This is a genomic window from Deinococcus roseus, from assembly GCF_014646895.1.
Lineage (GTDB): Bacteria > Deinococcota > Deinococci > Deinococcales > Deinococcaceae > Deinococcus_C > Deinococcus_C roseus.
Genome location: NZ_BMOD01000048.1, coordinates 1 through 19,270 on the forward strand (window position 1 = coordinate 1; position 19,270 = coordinate 19,270).

General features: G+C 55.7%; 16 protein-coding genes. 7 read left to right on the forward strand and 9 right to left on the reverse strand.

Annotated elements, in window-relative coordinates:
* The first annotated feature begins 430 nt into the window (after positions 1-430).
* Entirely contained in the window at positions 431-811 is a 381-nt protein-coding gene (locus IEY52_RS25645) for a response regulator (protein ID WP_189009244.1), read from the forward strand.
* Positions 812-883: 72 nt separating this feature from the next.
* On the opposite strand, the gene IEY52_RS25650 is transcribed toward IEY52_RS25645, so the two are convergent.
* The gene (locus IEY52_RS25650; protein WP_189009248.1) at positions 884-1,954 is read right to left on the reverse strand and encodes a type IV pilus twitching motility protein PilT; all 1,071 of its coding nucleotides are present in this window, start codon (positions 1,952-1,954) and stop codon (positions 884-886) included.
* 563 nt (positions 1,955-2,517) lie between these two features.
* Here IEY52_RS25650 and IEY52_RS25655 point away from each other — a divergent pair.
* Positions 2,518-2,853 (forward strand): hypothetical protein, encoded by a 336-nt coding sequence (locus IEY52_RS25655; RefSeq protein WP_189009252.1) that lies wholly within the window; start codon positions 2,518-2,520, stop codon positions 2,851-2,853.
* A 132-nt stretch (positions 2,854-2,985) separates the two neighbouring features.
* Here IEY52_RS25655 and IEY52_RS25660 read toward each other — a convergent pair whose 3' ends face one another.
* A complete protein-coding gene (locus tag IEY52_RS25660) occupies positions 2,986-3,300 on the reverse strand; it encodes a hypothetical protein (protein WP_189009255.1) in 315 nt (104 codons plus the stop codon).
* Between the two features lie 131 nt (positions 3,301-3,431).
* On the opposite strand from IEY52_RS25660, the gene IEY52_RS25665 reads away from it, so the two are divergent.
* Together IEY52_RS25665 and IEY52_RS25670 are read left to right on the forward strand one after the other, a co-directional pair.
* Positions 3,432-4,325: a DMT family transporter gene (locus tag IEY52_RS25665; protein ID WP_189009258.1), complete on the forward strand. Its 894-nt coding sequence runs from the start codon at positions 3,432-3,434 to the stop codon at positions 4,323-4,325.
* A 179-nt stretch (positions 4,326-4,504) separates the two neighbouring features.
* Positions 4,505-5,044, forward strand: coding sequence for an MOSC domain-containing protein (locus IEY52_RS25670; RefSeq protein ID WP_189009261.1), 540 nt, complete (start codon positions 4,505-4,507; stop codon positions 5,042-5,044).
* Positions 5,045-5,084: 40 nt separating this feature from the next.
* Here the strand turns inward: IEY52_RS25670 and IEY52_RS25675 are convergent, their stop codons facing one another.
* The 7 genes from IEY52_RS25675 to IEY52_RS25705 form a co-directional block, all read right to left on the reverse strand.
* On the reverse strand, positions 5,085-6,872 hold the full coding sequence (locus tag IEY52_RS25675) for an ABC transporter ATP-binding protein (protein ID WP_189009263.1): 1,788 nt from the start codon (positions 6,870-6,872) through the stop codon (positions 5,085-5,087).
* Positions 6,873-7,274: 402 nt separating this feature from the next.
* Positions 7,275-8,282: a glycoside hydrolase family 5 protein gene (locus IEY52_RS25680; protein WP_189009266.1), complete on the reverse strand. Its 1,008-nt coding sequence runs from the start codon at positions 8,280-8,282 to the stop codon at positions 7,275-7,277.
* 29 nt (positions 8,283-8,311) lie between these two features.
* Positions 8,312-10,654: a DUF5060 domain-containing protein gene (locus IEY52_RS25685; RefSeq protein ID WP_189009269.1), complete on the reverse strand. Its 2,343-nt coding sequence runs from the start codon at positions 10,652-10,654 to the stop codon at positions 8,312-8,314.
* Positions 10,655-10,657: 3 nt separating this feature from the next.
* Positions 10,658-11,560 carry a carbohydrate ABC transporter permease gene (locus IEY52_RS25690; RefSeq protein ID WP_189009272.1) on the reverse strand — a complete coding sequence of 301 codons (903 nt, stop codon included), beginning with the start codon at positions 11,558-11,560 and terminating at the stop codon, positions 10,658-10,660.
* A 12-nt stretch (positions 11,561-11,572) separates the two neighbouring features.
* Positions 11,573-12,532: a carbohydrate ABC transporter permease gene (locus IEY52_RS25695; RefSeq protein ID WP_189009275.1), complete on the reverse strand. Its 960-nt coding sequence runs from the start codon at positions 12,530-12,532 to the stop codon at positions 11,573-11,575.
* Between the two features lie 98 nt (positions 12,533-12,630).
* Positions 12,631-13,860 (reverse strand): extracellular solute-binding protein, encoded by a 1,230-nt coding sequence (locus IEY52_RS25700; RefSeq protein ID WP_189009278.1) that lies wholly within the window; start codon positions 13,858-13,860, stop codon positions 12,631-12,633.
* Between the two features lie 476 nt (positions 13,861-14,336).
* A complete protein-coding gene (locus IEY52_RS25705) occupies positions 14,337-15,350 on the reverse strand; it encodes a LacI family DNA-binding transcriptional regulator (RefSeq protein ID WP_189009281.1) in 1,014 nt (337 codons plus the stop codon).
* Positions 15,351-15,521: 171 nt separating this feature from the next.
* Between IEY52_RS25705 and IEY52_RS25710 the strand changes: the two genes are divergently transcribed.
* The 3 genes from IEY52_RS25710 to IEY52_RS25720 all read left to right on the forward strand — a co-directional run.
* The gene (locus IEY52_RS25710) at positions 15,522-18,014 is read left to right on the forward strand and encodes a beta-mannosidase (protein ID WP_189009284.1); all 2,493 of its coding nucleotides are present in this window, start codon (positions 15,522-15,524) and stop codon (positions 18,012-18,014) included.
* Positions 18,011-18,913, forward strand: a complete 903-nt coding sequence (locus tag IEY52_RS25715; protein WP_189009287.1) for an ROK family protein — start codon at positions 18,011-18,013, stop codon at positions 18,911-18,913. Before IEY52_RS25710 ends, IEY52_RS25715 begins: the two co-directional genes overlap by 4 nt.
* A 32-nt stretch (positions 18,914-18,945) precedes the next feature.
* The coding region (locus IEY52_RS25720; protein WP_373289930.1) for a type I phosphomannose isomerase catalytic subunit at positions 18,946-19,270 on the forward strand (325 nt) is incomplete at its 3' end.

Here is a 19,270-nt window from a genome sequence, read left to right on the forward strand (position 1 = left end):
AAATCCAGCAGTACGAGAAAGAAATTGGCTTTGATGAACTCGACCCCACCGAGTTTGTGCAAAACCCCGAAGTGCCCAGAGCCGAACAGAACGAGAGTTAAAAAGCTTCAAAACGCTTTCTTCAAAAGAAATCTTGCCCCTGCATTCAGAAAATGCAGGGCTTTTCTGTTTTTCCTTTGCTTTTTCTTTAAACAGCTTTTTCATGCAGGTGCCTAAAGAACCCCTAAAGAATCACGGCAAAAACCATAATTGCAAAAAGACCGTTCCAATCAAGAAAAACATATTTGTCTCCAACTTTCTCTCCTCTGCTGCATTTCAGAATGCGTTGTTAGACTGAAATCTGTAGTGATTCAGCACCCCACTGGTGCTTTGAAGCTGAATCTTGATGCCGCCCCCTCTTACAGACAGGAGACGAAGAACGGTGAACCTGATGCCTGATCCCCACCCACACGTTCTGATCGTTGAAGATGAGAAATCCCTCAGAAACATGCTGCGCAGATTTTTGACCCTCAACGATTATGAGGTGCACTTTGCAGCAGATTTCAACGAAGCCCTCAATTCTCTTTTTGACCACAGCCATTTCGATGTGATTCTGCTTGATGTCAATTTTCCGGGTGGAACCGGGCTGGATTTGCTGCCTTTCATTCAGAAGCACTGCCCGGACACCCCAGTGATCATGGTGTCTGCAGAACACGATGCAGACCTGATCCAGTCCACGCTGGAGCATGGAGCCAGAGAGTTCATCCAGAAACCTTTCAGCCTGGAAGTGTTGCTGGGACGCATGGAACACCACATGCATCAGGCTTCCTGAGCTTTCAGATCAGAAAAAACACGCCCTTCAGAGGCGTGTTTCTTTTTTGATCTTTTCGCAGGGATCTGGACTTCAGAAGAAGTCAATCATCATCTTGAGTTCGTGCGGACTGGTGGCAGCATCAATGGCCGCTTCTCTGGTCATGTGACCATCCTGCACCAGTTTGGCCAGGTGCTGGTCGAAGGTGTGCATGCCAATCTGAGAACCCTCCATCAGGGCGTCCTTGATTTGCTCCAGTTTGTCTTCGTCTTTGACGCACTCCCGGATGGTGGGGGTGCCCACCATCACTTCCAGACCCAGCACCCGACCTCCCCCTTTGCGAGACAGCAAACGCTGGCTGACCACCCCGACCAGGGACTCTGAGAGGCCCATGCGAATCTGGCCGCGCTCGTGGGGCGCAAAGAAGTCGATGATGCGGTTGACGGTGCGGATGGCGTCCAGGGTGTGCAGGGTGCTGAACACCAGGTGTCCGGTCTGGGCAGCAGAAAGCGCAGCTTCCACAGTTTCTTTGTCGCGCATCTCTCCGATCAGGATCACATCCGGGTCCTGACGCATGGCAGCCCGCAAGCCTGCGGCAAAGGTCAGGGTGTCCAGACCCAGTTCTCGCTGGTTGAACGAGGCTTTCTTGTCGCGGTGCAGCACCTCGATGGGGTCTTCCAGGGTCACCACGTTCACGGGGTAATTGGCGTTGATGAAATCCAGCATGCTGGCCAGGGTGGTGGTTTTGCCCGATCCGGTGGGTCCGGTCACCAGCACCAGACCACGGTCCTTGTTGCACAGGTCTGCAAAGGTGGTGGGGTTGAGGCCCAGGTCTTCAAAAGAAGGAATGTCCTTGTTCTGCACCACCCGCATGATCAGTCCCACCGTGCCACGCTGCCAGAAGGCATTCACCCGGAAACGGGCCACCCCGGAAATCCCGTAAGCAAAGTCGGCATCTCTTTTCAGCACGAAGTCCTCCCACATGCCAGGTCGGACCATCATGGCTTTGCAATAGCCTTCAACGGTTTCGGGAAGCAGTTCCTCTTCGCCGATGCGCTCCATGTCTCCATCTATGCGCACCATTGGGCGGGCCTTGGCACGCAGGTGGATGTCGCTTGCCCCGAGAGCAACACACTGGGTCAGAAGTTCCTGAATGGTCTGCATGACTCACAGCATATGCAGCTTTGTCTTACCTGTCACTGACAGGTCTATGCGAAAGCCCGAAAGATCATCCTCCCACCGTGTCAACCCTACCTGAGGGTCTGTGGTTCTGTTTGCAGGGCTTTCATCACATCTGCCCCACCTGAAATTAAAGTGATTTGCCCTGTTCTATATCAGTTTCAGATCAGAATGATTTCAGCTTCAGATCAGAAACAAGTCAATCTGTTTGAAACAAGTCAAAGTGAAACAGGTGCAAATCTACACCTTTATAATTATCATTTCCTTATCATCTTGAGACACTAAGATGATCTCGTCGACACAATCTTCAGCTCGTACATTGCACTTTGCTGCGCAAAGTCCTGGCCTGTTTCAGACATGATGCGCCCACTCAAATTGAGATGTCCCTGAGATGATTTTATTGATATGGCTTGCAAATTTGATGGTCAACCTTTTCAAAAAGCATCAAAAGACCTTTCATTCTCAGGCACATCCATGTTCTGTAAGCAGGACCTTCTTTGCTCCCCACATCCAGCCCCCATCCACACCGTGATTTCAGGAGGACGCTCATGGCACAGAACAAGCAGAATCAGGGCCGCAATTCCAACCCGGAAAACCGTCAAGGCAGAGGGGATTCATCCCAGCACAAGGACATGCAGAACAGCATGCAACAATCCAATCAGGAAAAAGCACAGGGCCGCCACCAGTTGACCCACGAAGAACGGGTGCGGGGCGGAGAAAACTCCCACAGAAATGACACCCAGCAATCCATGGGCAGCACCATGTCTGAAAATCAGGGCAGCACCCAGAACCGCAAGGAAAGCCAGGGCACTGGCCGCCATCAGCTCTCTGCTGAAGAGCGTTCACGTGGAGGCCGCAACTCCCACGGCAAACGCAACGAATGACCTGAAATGACCTGAATTGACCTGAATTGACCCGAATGGGCTAGTGTTCAGCCAGGTTGCAACAGAAGGACAGAATGACAAAAGCCCAGAAACAAATTCTGGGCTTTTTCTGGGCTCTGTCTTCAGCTGGTTTCAGAGGACTTCGTAAGCCTCCCGGACCAGATCAGAGGCCTGCATGAGGATCTGCGAATCATCACTGGAAAGGTGCTTTTCCAGCAAAGCCAGGGCTTGCTGGGTGGCATTTCGGGCATGATAGGCATGGTAGGTGGGCTGGGTGGCGCTGACTCTTTTTTCTGGCAATGGATCAAAATGAGATGGTCCATTGAGCAGTTCATGGGCTTTTTGCAGGGCTTTCAGGGCTTCCGTGTTGGTGTGGGCACTGGTGCTGCCCTGCAGCAGGATGATGACCCTCAGGAGTTCCTGAAGGGCCTGTCCACAGGATTTCACCCGCACAGGTTAACATCTTCTGTCATGAACAGAGTGAGCCACAGATAAGCAGCACCTGAACAGATTTTCAGAACCATTGGTAAGTCAATGTGTGGATTTCTGGATCCCATTTCTCACCTAAAATTTGTGACATGGGACCTCACCTCAAAGGCACCCTGATGGTGGCGGTTTCTGCATTCGGATTCGCGACCCTGGGAATTTTTGCCAAATACTCCTACCAGATGCATTTCAACTTCCAGAGCACCCTGGCCTGGCGTTTCGGACTGGCCGCTCTGGTGTTGCTGTTGCTTTCCCTGCTCAACAGAAACTGGACCCTGAAACCCAGCCAGTACCTTCCTGCCCTGCTGCTGGGGATGGTGGGTTACGCAGTACAGGCCAGTGTGTATTTCATGGCCCTGCAACACCTCAGTGCAGGACTGACGGCGCTTTTGCTTTACGCTTACCCGGCTTTTGTGACCCTGCTGGAATGGTGGCTGGAAGGCAAAACCCCCAGCAAAACCACCCTCTTTGCTTTATTGCTGACTTTTGCAGGGATCGTGCTGACCACCCAGATGGAGGGCAAAATCAGCGGTCTGGGCATTTTTCTGGCGGTGGCTTCCGGGGTGTGGTACGCCATCTACCTGACCTTCAGTTCCAGAATCATCCGGGATGCCCACCCGGTGCCCACCAGTGCCCTGCTCAGTCTGGGGGCCGCCCTGTCTTTCCTGACCTGGGCCCTCCTGGGACCCGGCCTCAATGTACCCCACACCTCCAGCGAGGGCTTGCTGCTGCTTGGGGTGGCCACCATTGCCACCGTGATTCCCGTGATCGGCATTTTTTACGGCATCCGATTGCTGGGCACTTCCCAGACCGCCATTCTTTCCACACTGGAACCCATCTTCACCCTCTTGCTTGGGGCAGTGCTGCTGCATGAAACGCTGGCTCCACAACAATTTCTGGGAGGAGCCCTGGTGCTGGGTTCGGTGGTGATGCTGCAACTCAGGCAGTCTTACCTGAGGACCAGGGCAGCCAGAGCAGAAGTGTAAAATCCGTCTGGTCAACTTTCAAATCAGATTCGGAACGTCCAGGAGCACAGAAGTAAAATGGATGGGTCAAAGCTGCGCTGCAAAACTCGCACCAGACTCCATTTTCCAGTTGCATTTCTTTTCCAGATATCTTTTCCAGGCTTCTGTGCCAGATTTCCTTTCCAGACAGGGAGAACACCATGGGTCAAGTTGTTGCCGTTCACCTCAGTGAAAGCCACACCTTCTCGAAAACCCCCCAGCCCAGCATCCAACTGCTGACCGGCCTTGGGGTGGACGGGGATGCCCACCAGGGAACCACCGTCAAGCACCGTTCCAGGGTGGCCCAGAACCCCAACCAGCCCAACCTGCGGCAGGTGCACCTGATTCATGCAGAGCTGCACGACACTTTAAATGAACAGGGTTTTCAGGTGGCAGCAGGTCAGATGGGCGAAAACATCACCACACGCGGGATTGAATTGCTGGCCCTTCCGGTGGGCACCCGCCTGCACCTTGGCGCAGAAGCCCTGGTGGAGATCACGGGGCTGCGCAACCCCTGCCAGCAGATCAACAACTTTCAGGCAGGCATGATGCAGGCCGTTCTGGACCGGGATGAAGAAGGCAACCTGATCCGCAAAGCCGGAGTGATGGGCATTGTTCTGCAAGGCGGAACGGTGCTGCCCGGAGATGAAATCCGGGTGGAGCTGCCTGAAGGGGAGCACCGGAAGTTACAACCTGTTTGAACTCCAGGCACTTCAACTGGCCTGGAGGTTCTGATGTTTCTCAATTGCTCTGGTGCACCCCCGCCTGCCTCAGGTACAACTGTGCATAAAGTCCTTGCAGGTCCAGCAGTTCCTGATGGGGACCAACTTCGGTGATTTTGCCCTGGTCCAGCACCACAATGCGGTCTGCATTGCGCACTGTGGAGAGCCGGTGCGCAACCACAAAAGTGGTGCGGTTTTTCATCAGACGTTCCAGTGCTTCCTGAATCAGGCTTTCACTTTCAGTGTCCAGGGCTGAAGTGGCCTCGTCCAGAATCAGCACCCGTGGGTTGCGGATCAGGGCACGGGCAATGGCCAGACGCTGTTTCTGACCCCCGGACAGTCTGGCTCCTTTCTCGCCCACCCGGGTTTCCAGACCTTCTGGAAGGCGCTCGATGAACTCCCAGGCGTTGGCATCCTTCAGGGCTTCCAGCAGGCGGTCCTCCTCCACCCGACCCAGCCCATACGTGACGTTGTCCCGAATGGACCCCTCAAAAAGCAGGGATTCCTGGGGCACCACGGACAGAAACTGGCGGTAGGTGCGCAAATCCAGCGCTTCCATGTCTTTTCCATCCAGCAGGATTTTTCCGCAACTGGCCCGGTTGAAACCGATCACCAGGCTGAGGATGGTGGATTTCCCGGAACCGCTGGGTCCCACAAAGGCCACGGTCTCCCCTGTTTTCACGGTCAGGTTGAAATTGCGAATGGCGTGCTGTTCTTCTTCGGGGTACTGAAAACACACGTCCTGAAAAGCGAACTCGCCTTTGACTGTTTTCACTGGAGCTTTTCCGGTGTTGTGCTCCAGATCAGGACTTTCCAGCACCTCGCCAATGGAACGGATGGCTTCCAGACCCTTGGACATCTGGGGCACCAGATTGATCAGGTTGATCACCGCGTTGGTGAGGCTTCCAAAGAACCCCGAGAGCATCACCACATCGCCCACCGTGATGGGAAGAAGTTGCACATAATACACGTAGGCCGCCACAATCAGGCACCCCAGGTTGAACACGTTGAAGGTCACCCAGGCCACCGCATTGAACATGGCGTTGATGGAATCCAGGCCCACCCCGGCTTCACGCACCCGGTCCAGGGTGCTGGAGACTTTTTCAAGTTCCTGGTCTTCCAGACCGTGCGCCCTGGTGATGGGAATCAGGCTGGTCATCTCCATGATGCGGGCGCTCATGGCCTCCAGTTCTCGCCTGAATGCGCTGTTGTGACCGGTCAGGGCTCCACGCATGGAACGCACCAGAAGCGCTGCAGCAGGCACCGTCACAACGTAGAACAGGATGAACTCAGGTGCCCGAATCGCCGTGGTCACCAGGGCCACCCCAATGAACACCAGTGCCCCCAGACCGCTGTCAAAGAGGATGCGGGTGAGTTGCTCGATGGCCTCCACATCCCTCAGAACCTTGTTTTGCAGTGAACCTGCACTGGTGCGGTTGTAAAAGCCAATCGAGAGGTGTTGCAGGTGCCTGCAGATGGCAGAACGCAGGCGGGTTTCCATGGTGCGGGTCGCCATGCTGAGGTAACGCACATGCAGGTAATGGTTGGGAATGTTCTGCAACAGCAAAATGATCATCACGAAAGCCCACATCCACAGTTGTTGCAAAGGGGCATGGCTGCTGATCACATCCACCACCCGTGCCGTGATGATGGGCATCAACACCGCTGGACTGGTCTTGATGATGTAGAGCAGAAAGGACCAGAAGAGGCGGCTTCCCTGCCCCTCATAGAGGAACATGAAGGTCTGAACGGGTCTGGAACCCTGGTAGCGTTCCAGAAAATCATTTTGCTGGGCGGTGTTTCGCATGGGACCTCGTGGGGGTTAAGGGTTTGAATGAGGTTGGGAGATTGCGAGGGGAAAAGGCATTGCCGGGGGCCGAGAGCCGAGGGCTTTGAGGGAAATTCGCCTCTGGCAGTTTGAAGGCTTCTCTGTGGAGGCATGTCATTCTGTCCTGCATGCATTTGCTCAATTCGCAAAAGCCAACGCCCTGCAAAGTGTTTTTTGCCCTCAGCTCTCAGCCCTCGGCCCTCGGCAAAGACCAAAACCCAATCTGACACATCAGCCCAGCACACACCCCTGTTTCATGCCCCATTGGTCTACACGTCTGGCTGAATGGGTTCAGTTTCAAAACCAGCAGGTTTCAGGGAAGACAAAAGGGACACAGTAAAAAAGGGACACGTCAGGCCATGTCCCGAAAAAACATCTGAATCACACGCTGGCGGGTTGCACGCGGCTTTCGAGCATCAGGTTGAGGAGTTCGCGGTCAATCTGGTAACCATGAAATTCCTCGTAGACCACGCCAGGGCGGTTGTGGCCTGCAATCCCGAAGTTCCCGCTGAATTCCCAGAGGGCAAAACCCCAGCCCAACTCGCGGTACACCTGAAACAGGTCACGGAACCACCTTAAAGCCACATCGTTGGGGGTGTATTTGTAGCAGCCAAACTCTCCAATGTGGACCTGAACGCCACTTTCACGGATCTCCAGCCAGGGTCGGTAGTATTCCCGCAAAGTGTCGATGTTCCAGGTTTTACCGTCCCATTCGCAATCCGGGTAGGTGGGCATGGGCATGCCTTTTGAGCCGTCCCACCACTCTGCCCGGTAGTGAGAAACCGTCATGGGCTGGTAGCCCCGTCCTGAATGCACCACCCCCAGGTCTGCGAGTTCGGGCATGGCGATGTTTCCTCCGCCCAGACCGTCAATCACCATTTCCCTGTGGGGGTCAATGGCCCGGATCGCTGCCACTGTGCGGCGCATCAGGTTCTCATGGATGTCTCTGGTCATGCCGTACTGCCCGATTTCCGGGGGTTCATTGAGCAGGTCAAAGCTGAGCTGGCTGCTGGGAACGCCTCTGTACCTTTGTGCAAACAGTTCCCACAGGAACACAAAAGCGTCCTGGGCAATTTCATCCTGCCAGAGGTTGTGTTTTTCCAGGTCATTGAAGTTGATGCAGTAACCAGGGGCACGGTGCAGATTCAGGCTCATGTGGATGCCGCGCTGCTGGCAGGCCTGCAGGTAGCGGTCCAGGTAGGCCAGGATGCGCTCATCCGGGTTGAAGTAATCAAAGTCACGGGTGAAGTAGAAGTAGTTCACGGGAATGCGGGCAAAATCAAACCCGAACTGCTGCATGAAATCCAGGGCTTTCTGGTCTGCTTCGAGGGGTTCGGTGCTGTATTCACCGGTGTACATCCACTGGAAGTTGAATCCGTATCGGGGCATGGTGATCCTTTCTGGGAAAGGGAGAGGGTTTATTGCGGGATCACTTTGAAGGCGAGGTCCTTGACCAGAGCAGACACCTTGACCGTCAAAACCCCTCCAGTGGAGTTTGCTGATGTGGTCTGCAACCACTGGTTGGCCTGTGGATCGTAAAACTGCACCTGATAGTTGCCGTCTTTCAGGCCACTGACCGTCACGTCCAGATCTTTGACGGGTTCAGGAGAGAACACCCAGCCTTCCTTGTAGGTGCCTGTTCTCAGGGCTTCTGCGTAGACTTTCATGGCCTCGCCAGGGTCGTAGATGTTGTTCCTGACCCACACCAGTGCCCTGGAGTCGTTTTGCAGACCCAGAGCCAGGGCTCCAAAGAAATCGCTGGTTTTGACCTTGCTGGGGGCCATGACGGCCAGATTTTCGCCTTTGAAGAAGTCAGAAACGCCTTTGTAGTGGGTCCACAGGTTTCTGGGGTCAATGAAGTTGTCCCACCACCAGTACATGCCTGTGCTGGCAAAACCAGAGAAGGGAGCAGCCCACAGACCATTGTGGAACTGGATTTCATCCCTGCTGAGGGGCAGGTCATCGGTGCCTGCGGAGGAGTAGCCCAGTTCTGAGAGCATCACGGGTTTTCCGGGGGTGTTTTCACTGAGCTGCCTGAAACTGGGGGGCAGGAAACGCCCCACATCACGCTGGCTGTAATCGTGTTCCTGCACAAAGTCAAGTTCAGGCAGGGTCCAGGTGTTCCCCACCGAGGCAGAGCCGTAACTGCTGGACACCAGATGGTTGTAGGGATCCAGGGTTTTCAGGTACGCAGTCATTTCCTGAATCCAGGGGCCGAGCAGGGTGTCATCGATGGGGGTCCAGTTGACCTCGTTCCACCATTCCCAGGCAAACAGGTTCGGGCTGTATCCCCAGCGGGCCACAATGTACCTTAGGCGCTGCTTGAAGAACTTTCTGGCCTCCGCATTGGTGGCGAATTCCTCTGGGGATTTCAACATCCCACCGTTTTTGACATTAAAGGGGTTGTCGTCCCATTCGGGGTTGATGTTGGCACTGAAAGCCCCGTGGTTGAGCAGGGCCAGCTCAAGCTGGATGCCTTTTGCTTCGGCCAGTTTGAACACCTGATCCAGCAAATACGCCTGCAACTGTCGGTTCTGGTAGTTCCCCAGTCCGGTGTCCTTCCATTCGATGCCCAGGTTCCAGGAGGGCATCCAGACGCGGGCAATGTTGCCTCCATTTTCAGAGAGTCGGGAAAACCAGCGCTGGTATTCATCCAGGGTGCGCTGTCCGGTGCCGCCTGCCCAGGCCACATTCAGTCCGGTGGGGAGGTAAAAGTCACCATTGCTGTACTGGAAATACAGGGGGTTGGTTTTGTTGATCTGAACCAGACCCTTTGCTGCTGGGTTTTCTGCAGCCGTGAGCTGGACGGGAGCACTCTGGATGTTTCCCTGACGCAGCCCAGCCTGCGCGGTCCAGTTGCCCGCTTCAGGGGGTGTAAACCGCACTTTCCAGTGTCCAGTCCCACCAGGTTGCAAGGTGTTGGGGTCAATGTCCAGGCTGTAAAAAGCAGGAATTTTCAGAACTTTTCCAGATGCAGAGGTGAAGGTCACCCACAAATCTGCCTGTTCGGGGTCGTAAGGGTTGCTGTACACCCCATCGGTTTCGATGGGAAGCTCCAGGGGGGTGAGCACTTTGGCCTGTGCTGTGCCCAGTTTCAGGATGGAGGCAGGCTGGGGTTCTCCTGCAGCAAGGGTTCTGGGTGCTTCAGGAGCCACAGCAGAAGGACTTGTCTGAACCGCCTGGACTGCTGTTGCTGTTGCTGTCGCCATCTCCCCGGTCTGATCCAGCCTGAGGTTGTCCAGGTAAACACTGCCCCCGGCTTTTGGAAACACCAGAAGGGCGATGCGCTGGGTGGCATTCAGGCCTTCCACTTTTGTCCCGATGTTCCAGCTGGAACGGGCAGCTTTAAAACGGTCACTGGTCAGGTCAAAGGCCACGGTTTGCTGACCTGTTTTAACCGGTTGCACCTCGGACTCGAACCATTCCCAGCTGTTTCCTGTGGACAGGGCAATCGCCACGCCATCTGCGACATCCGGGTTGAACACATCAAATTTGAGAAAGGGAGCCTGGGAGAGGTCCAGGCTCCTTTCCAGCAGGAAAATGGCTCTGGGTTGGTTGTTTCTGTCCAGTTTCAGCTCCAGGGCCTGCTTGCCCTCCATGGCATGTTCTGGGGTCAGTTGCACCTCCAGGGCACTGCTGTCCGAATACGTGGGGGCCAGACCTGCTTTCCAGGGGGTGAGGGAGCCTTCAAAGGTGTCGAGGGACTGTGCACAGGCAGCGGTGGCAAGGCAAAAGGTCAGGAAGGCAGCAAGACGCAACATGCTTCAGCCTTTCACAGATCCGGCAGTCAGACCGTTGATGAAATCTTTCTGGAACACCATGAAGATGATCAGGGCAGGGAGGGACACCAGCAGGGTTGCAGCCATCACCACACCAGCAGAACGGGGATCTTTGGAAAGGTCTCCTGCCAGCTGGGACAGTTGCAGGGGCAAGGTGGTGTGGTTGGCATCGTTGACCACGATCAGGGGCCACATGAAGTTGTTCCATTCGGCCAGGGACACGAAGATCACCATGGCGGCCAGGGCGGGTCTTAAGAGGGGCAGCACAATCTGCCACCAGGTCCTGAATTCGTTGGCCCCGTCAATTTTGGCGGCTTCAAACAGGTCGTTGGGCATGTTCATGATCACCTGTCTGAAGAAGAACACCGTGAAAGCCTTGGCCAGACCGGGAATGAGCAGCGCCTGATAGGAGTTGATCCAGCCGAGGTCTCGCATGGTCAGGAAGTTGGGGATGATGGTGACTTCCCAGGGCACCATCATGGAGGCGATGATCAGACCGAAGATGAGGTTGGCCCCCCAGAATTTGTGTTTGACCAGGATGTACGCTGCAGCAGACGCGAAAAGCAGGCTGAAGAGGGTGACGAACACGGTGATGCCCATGCTGTTGAGAAAAATGTGCCCGATGAAGCTGGCCTCATAGCGCTGGAACAGACCCTGAGTGACATCCTGCAGAGGGCTGACCTCTCCAAAGACCCAGCGGGGGTCAAAGAAGTTGTGGAAACTGGGTTCCTTGATCATGAAAGAGGGGGGTCTGGCCTGAATTTCGGAAAGGGGTTTGAAGGCTGCAGTGGCCATCCAGTAGTAGGGCAGCAGCACAAAAAGGGCCAGCAGGTAGAAGGGAAGGCGGATGAGTTGATCGAGCACCGGATGTCTTTTTTCACCAACCATGTTGCACCATCCTCACTGGACCGACTCGTTGGCCCGCTGCACCCGCAGGTTGATCAGGGTGAGCACGAAACAGATGGCGAAAAGGATCCAGGCCACAGCGCTGGCCTCGCCCATCTGAAAGCGGTAAAAGCCTTTCTCGAACAGGTAGGTGACCACGGTGAGGCCAGAGTCCAGGATGCCCCCCACGTTGTGCACGTCTGCAAAGAAGATGTAGGGTTCGCTGAACACCTGGAAGGCCCCGATGATCCCGGTCACAGTGGTGTAGATGAAGGTGGGGCGCAGCAGGGGAACGGTGATTTTCACAAAGCGGTCCCAGGGGCTGGCTCCATCAATGGCAGCGGCTTCATAAAGCTCGTTGGGGATGCTTCTGAGGTTGGAGACAAACAGGATCATGGAGTAGCCCAGACCGTTCCAGACGGTGTACATGATCAGCACCGGAACGGCGTACTTTGGCATGCCCAGCCAGGAGACAGATTCAAAACCGAACCATCCGATGATGGTGTTCAGAAGCCCGTAGTCTTCAGAGCTGAGGATCCACTTCCAGACGGTGGCGATGGCAATGCCACCAGCCACGGCGGGCAGAAAAAAGATGCCGCGCAAAATTTGATCTAACACCCGTTGAGATCCGAATGCCATCGCCAGCCCCAGCCCGATGATGTTGGTCAGGATCACCGAGGAGAAGGTGTAGATGCTGGTGTTCTGCAAGGCCTTGTAAAAGCGGGGGTCATGCAGGATCTCGCTGTAGTTTTGTAGGCCCACAAAAGAAGGTTCACGCACTGCGTTGTAATCGGTGAAGCTGAGGAACAGGCTTTTCAGAACCGGATAAACCAGAAAAACCAGGAACAAGAGCATGAAGGGAAGCAGCATCAGCATGGGGATGGTGTGAACCTGCAACTGGCTGACAAAGGTGCGCCTGCGGGGTTTGCTGATGTCCAGAAGGATCTGGCTCTGGGTGCCCAGGTCGTTTTTCATAAAGCCCCTTTCAAATCTGGGGAGTGGGTGTTTGCTTTGCCAGGAAATGGAGCACTGGGGATTTCCCTGAATGTGCTCCATTTCTGGCAGGTGGGCTTTTACTTCTTGAGGTTCTTGTTCATGGTGGCAGCAGCAGCGTCCAGGGCTTCTTTGGGGTCGGTGCCATTGAAGATCACGGCCTGGATGGCTTTCTGAACTGCGTCTCCAGACTCTTCCCAGCCTCTGCAATTGGCAGGGCCTTCAGCGTCCTTGAGTTGGGCAATCAGGGCCGCTTTGCGGTCAGCAGGCAGCTGAAGTTTGCTGGCCTGATCGGTGCGGGCCGGAATCCACAGGGTGCCCACCTTGTTGGCAGAGTCAATCATGGCTTTCACGGCGGGAGCGGTGTAGAGGAACTTCATGAAGTCCACGGCCAGATCAGGCACTTTGGTGTAGGACATCACGCCCATCACACTGCCACCAATGAAAGCAGTGGATTTTCCGGTGGGACCAGCGGGCAGTTTGGCGGCTTTCCATTTGCCCTCAATTTTGGGCTGTCCTACGGGCAGGCTGCCCAGGGACCAGTTTCCGGTGATGCCGATGGGGTAATCACCACTGGCGAGTCCGGCTTCCATGTCGGGCCAGCCATCGGTGGGGGCCTTGTATTTGGTGTAGAAATCCGTGAAGTATTTGAGGGCCGTGACCCCTTCCGGGCTGTTGATGACGGATTTGGTGCACTTGTCATCGTAAAGCTGGCCGCCCGCCTGATACAGGTAGGGGAAGTAGGAGAGCCAGCCTGCATTGCCCCACTGAATCAAGGCACCTTTTTTACCTGCAGCACGCAGTTTTTCCACGGCTTTGTTGTAATCGTTCCAGGTTCTGGGTGCGCCTTTGATGCCTGCAGCGGCCAGCACATCGGTGCGGTAGTACATCAGTTGCACGGTCAAATCAAAGGGAATGGCGAACAGGGTGCCGTCGGTGGCGGTGATGGAGTTCATCACGCCTTTCTGGGCCACTTTTCTGACCTGGGCGGTGAAATCAGGGTATTTCTGGCTGAGGTTGATCAGGCCCCCCTGCTCCCCCAGAGAGATGCCAAAGGAGAGACCCCCGGTGATGATGTCAGGACCGGTTTTGGAGGCAATGGCAGCAAGGTATTTGGTGTAGGCATCGCTCCAGGGGATGGTACGGATCTCGAAGGTGACATCTTTGTGTTTGGCCTTGTAGAGGTCTGCAGCAGGCTGCACGATGGTGGCCATGTTGGCGTTGTCTCCGACCAGCCAGATGGTGAGTTTTTCTGCTTGTGCGGCGGACAGGGACAGGGCAAGAACTGCGGTCAGGGTTTTGAGTTTCATGGTCTCTCCTTGGTTCTGTGGGTGTGCTGCATGGTTACCAAACCCCTCCGGGAAGAGGATGCAAAGGGGAACCTTCGGGTTCACATGTCTCTCGCTGAGGGGCAGGCAAACAGTGCTGAGGGAAGGCCCTTTCAGTGAAATCGATGTTTGTGTTTAGTAAACTGTAGTTGAAGTGTAGCACCGGGCTTCATGAAATGTCAAATCATTTCCAGGGATGCCCAGACCGGGAAACTTTGTTTGATGAGCAAATTTTCGAGAAAACCTGCTGGAAGGGGCAGCTTTATCGGTCCAAACCCGCCAGAAAATTCTCAGAGAATCCATTCGATAAATCATCCGCTTACTAAACAAATCCCCAAAAAGCCGCCTTTGATGAGCGAAACAATTGCACCCTCCCCTGCAACAGACACAAAAAAGGAAGGCCAAAAAAAGGAAGGGGGATCCCCTTCCTGATCTGCGGTTTCTGGAGCGCAGTGCTTTCAGCGGCGGCGGTTCACCCTGGATTTGGTGCTTTGCCGGATGATCAATCGCACCGGAACCAGCACCTGGTCGTCTCTGCGTTTGGGGTGCAAAATCAATTTGACTGCTTCCCGGCCCAGGACCTCCTTGTCCACATGCACGGTGGTGAGGGTGGGGTTGCCGTGGGCGGCATTGGGGATGTCGTCGTAACCCACAATGGCGATGTCTTCCGGGACACTGAGACCTGCATCCAGACAGGCCTGAATCGCCACGATGGCAGATTCATCATTGTAGGCAAACACCGCGTCTGGCGGCTCTTTGAGGGCCAGCAGTTGCTGCATGGCCGGGTAAGCCCCAGCCTGCTCATCGATGGGATAGCGCTGCACCATCAATGTGGGATCCGCATCCCTGCCCGCATCCGAGAGCGCCTGCAAATACCCTTGCTGCCTCTGGTGGATGCTGAAGTGACTGGGGCCAGAGATGAACCCAATGCGTTGCCTTCCCATGGCAATCAGGTGCTGGGTGGCCTGGTAGGCTCCGGTCAGGTTGTCCGAGTTGACGGTCAGGTATCCAGGCTGGTGGTTGTCCACCAGAATCACCGGTTTCCCCGAGCGTTTGAAGGCCGCCAGCATTTCCGGGTCAAAATGCCCGGCACAGACCAGGGCATCCACCTCCTGAATGCGAATGATTTCTGCAATGTTGTCTTCCATGCTGACGGCACAGTAAGACAGGGCCACCCCTTCCCTGCGGCAGGCATCTTCCACCCCATGCAAAACTGGAAAGTAGAACGGGTTGCTGGACAACGAATAACTCTGGCGTTGCATGAAAAAGCCAATTCTTCTGGCCTTGATGGGTCGCAGTTTGGTGAGGTCGTACCCCAGAGCAGAGGCGGCTTCCAGAACCTGCTGGCGGGTTTCCTCGGTGAGTCCAGGCTGGTTTTTCAGGGCCCTGGACACTGTGGCAATGGAAACACCGGCCTGTCTGGCGACATCGCGGATGGTGGGTTCAACGTTGGAAGCTGGAAGGCCGGACATTCTCCCATCTTATGTTGTTTGGTAAACAAATACAAACCAGAAGTCTGGGCAGCAAAGCCACAGAACAGCCATCAAATGCGGTCTGGCATCGGAGTTTTGACAATTGAGAGCACCAATGTTAGAGTTTAGTAAACAAAAAGCTTGTTTCTCTACTTGCCAAAGGATCCCTCCATGACAGAACTTCCCCTTGATACCGCCTGGAAACTCAAACCCCGCAATCCCTCCCTCTCCCTGCAAGACGATTTTCGCTCTCTGGACGGCTGGACCCCCGCCACAGTCCCGGGAACCGTCCAGTGGGACTTGCAGAAAACCGGAAAGATCGAGGACCCTTTTTACGGTCTGAACGAGCGCAATGTGCAGTGGATCGGCGAACAGGACTGGCTGTACAGCCTGAATTTTCAGGTGGATGAACAGGACCTGCAGGCCCAGCACCTGCACCTGGACTTCCAGGGTCTGGACACGCTCTGCACCGTCTGGCTGAACGGAAAACAGCTCCTGCAAAGCGAAAACATGTTCGTGGGTCACTCGGTCAATGTGCGGCCTTTTGTAGAGAAGGGCCAGAACACCCTGCACCTGCTGTTTGAAAGCCCGCTGAAAAAAGGCAAAGCCCTGGAAGCCCAGCATGGCAAACGGGCCGTCTGGAATGGCAACCCCAGCCGCGTTTACATCCGAAAAGCCCAGTACCACTATGGCTGGGACTGGGGTCCCACCCTGCTCACCACTGGGCCCTGGCAACCCATTGTACTCCGTGCATTTGAGGCCTGCATCGAGGATGTGCATGCCCCTGTTGAAGTCAGTCCTGCCCTTGACCATGCCCTGATTCCGGTGCAGGTGACGCTGCAGGGCAACATGGAAGGCCAGACCCTGAGGCTGAGCCTGCTGGACCCGGATGGTCAGCTGGTCCAGCAACAGGATGTGCCTGCAGCCCTGAAGAATGCTGTGCTGTTCAAGCTGGAAAATCCACAACTCTGGTACCCCAACGGGCACGGGGCACAACCCCTCTACACCCTTCAGGTGCTCCTGACCGGTGAAGAAAAAATCCTCTCCCAGAAAGAACTGAACCTGGGAATGCGCCGCCTGAGGGTGGTGCAGGAGGCCATTCTGGGCGAAGAAGGCAGCAGTTTCACTTTCGAGATCAACAACCAGCCCATTTTCGCAGGCGGAGCCAACTGGATTCCCGACGACCTGATCCTGGGCCGCATTTCTGACGACCAGTACCGCCGCAGGCTCACCCAGGCAAAAGATGCCAACATGAACATGATCCGCGTGTGGGGTGGGGGCATCTATGAAGCGGACGTGTTTTATGACCTGTGCGATGAACTGGGTCTGCTGGTCTGGCAGGACTTCATGTTCGGGTGTGGCATGTACCCGGCCCACCCCGAATTCCAGGCCAGCGTGCGTCAGGAAGCCGAACACCAGGTCAGACGCCTGAGAAACCACCCCTCTCTGGCCCTGTGGTGCGGCAACAACGAAGACTACCAGATTGCCCAGAGTGTGGGGGCATACGGTCCTGGCGGAGACGAAAGCCAGTTTGACGCCCTGGTGATCTACGAAAAACTGCTGCGTGAAGTCTGCGAAACCCTGAACCCCCAGACCCTCTACTGGCCGGGCAGTCCTTTCGGGGGCACCGATGTGTACGGAAAAACCGTGGGAGACCGGCACACCTGGGAAATCTGGCACGGCCCCATGGCCCCCTACCAGGAGTACAAAAATTACGAGGGCCGTTTTGTCAGTGAGTTTGGCCTGATGTCTGCGCCTTCCCTGGCCCTGATCCAGCAATCCATGCCTGAAAACGAATGGTACCCGGAGAGTGAAACCTTTGTGCACCACACCAAAGCCACGGGGCCCAATGGCAAACCGGATGGAGCGAGAAGGCTGGCGGTGTATCAGGCAGAGAATTTGCGCGGACACAGAAACCTGGAAGAATACGTGTACAACACGCAACTCATTCAGGCAGAAGCCATGCGTTACGCCTACCGGGATTTCAGGCGGCGCTTTGAGGGTCCGGGCAAATATGCGGTGTCTGGTGCGCTGGTCTGGCAACTCAACGACTGCTGGCCGGTTTCCAGCTGGGCCATCATTGACTCGCTGGAAATTGCCAAACCTGCCTATTACACCATCAAACGCGAAATGGCTCCTTTCTCTGTGGGTCTGCATCTGGAAGGCCCGCTGCACATCTGGATCAGCAGCAGCCACACCCAGAGCCAGCAAGCCCAGATCCGGCTGACCGCTTACACCCTGCAAGGTGAAAAAACATCTGAAGACCTCCGCGACGTGCTCATCCTCCCCGGACGCCGCACCGATCTTGCCCCCTGGACGGTTCAGGAGACCCCTCTGGTGTACTTTGCAGAACTGCTGATTGAAGGGCAGATTGTGGCACGCAGCAGCCACTTCCCTGAGCCCTACAAATACCACACCTTCGCAGACCCCGAACTGGTCGTCGAGCACCTGGAAAACAGCATCAAAATCACTGCCCAGAAACCTGTCAAAGGCCTCTGGCTGGACACCCGGCACAAAACCGACTGGAACGACAACTTCATTGACCTGCAACCCGGAGAAACCCGCATTCTGGAAGCCCCGAACCTGCAAGGAAGAACCCTCACCCTCCGTTACCTGGGGGCAGACTCAGCCATTGAGGTGAAACCCCAGGTGGTGCAGGCATGAGTTTTGCCCTGACCCTCGACATCGGTGGAAGCCACATCACGGCAGCGGTGATTGACACGGCAAACCGCATGCTGCTTGAAAAGAGTCTGGTGCGCAAAGCCATCCATGAATCTGCTCCAGCCCAGCACCTGCTGGACACCTGGGCTCTGGCGGCCCACCAGGCCCACCGCCTGGCAGGTGCTCCCCGCCTGAGCCACATTGGCATGGCCATCCCCGATCCCTTCGACCATCAGCAGGGCATTTCACTGCATCAACACAAGTTTTCTCACCTGCATGGTCTGAATGTCACGGCAGCCCTGCAAGAACGCTGGACCAGCAGTGCCCTGCTGAATGTGCCTGTGCTGTACGGCAACGATGCAGACCTGTACGTGCTGGGAGAATGGTGGGGAGGGGCTGCTCAGGGACACCAGCGGGTCATGGGCATCACCCTGGGCACCGGGCTTGGAGCAGGCTTTCTGGAAAACGGCCAGATGCTGACCCAGGACAGCAGGATTCCGCCAGGAGGAGAGCTGTGGAGTGTGCCCCACAAGGGCTCGATTGCAGAGGATTACGCATCGGGGCGCTCCATTGTCAAACACCACAGCCTGATGACAGGAAGGCCCTGGGATGTCCTGCAAATCAGCACCGCTGCCCGCACTGGAGACCGCGCTGCACAGCAGGTGTTGCTGCAATTTGGAGATGAACTGGGACAAATCCTCACCCCCTGGATCTCCTCTTTTCAACCCGGGGTGCTGGTGCTGGGAGGCAACATCTCCCGTGCAGCAGACTGCTTCATGGAAAACCTGAAAAAACACCTTCCAGAAACCCAGATTCAACCCAGCGTGCTGCTTGAGCAGGCCAGTCTGCTGGGGGCTGCGGCCATCAGCAGCCCTTCTGCACAACCCCACAGGGCCATCTGATGGCTGTGGTAGCTTCGGGCAAAGGAGTGGTCATGTCACTGTTGCAACTGGTTCCTGAACTCCACCACCGCGTCTGGGGTGGCCATCGGCTGAAAAACACCCCAATACCCACCGAACCCCATCCTGAACCCATCGGAGAAGCCTGGGTGGTTTTTGAACACAACCGGGTGGCTTCTGGCATTCATGCGGGCAAAACCCTGTCAGAAGTGATTGCCCAGCAAGGGGTTTCCCTGCTGGGCACCCGTGCCTGGGAAAAAACGGGAGACCGCTTTCCCCTGTTGATCAAACTGCTGGACTGCCAGGACTGGCTTTCCATCCAGGTGCACCCCAATGACCAGCAAGCACAGCAGTTCCACG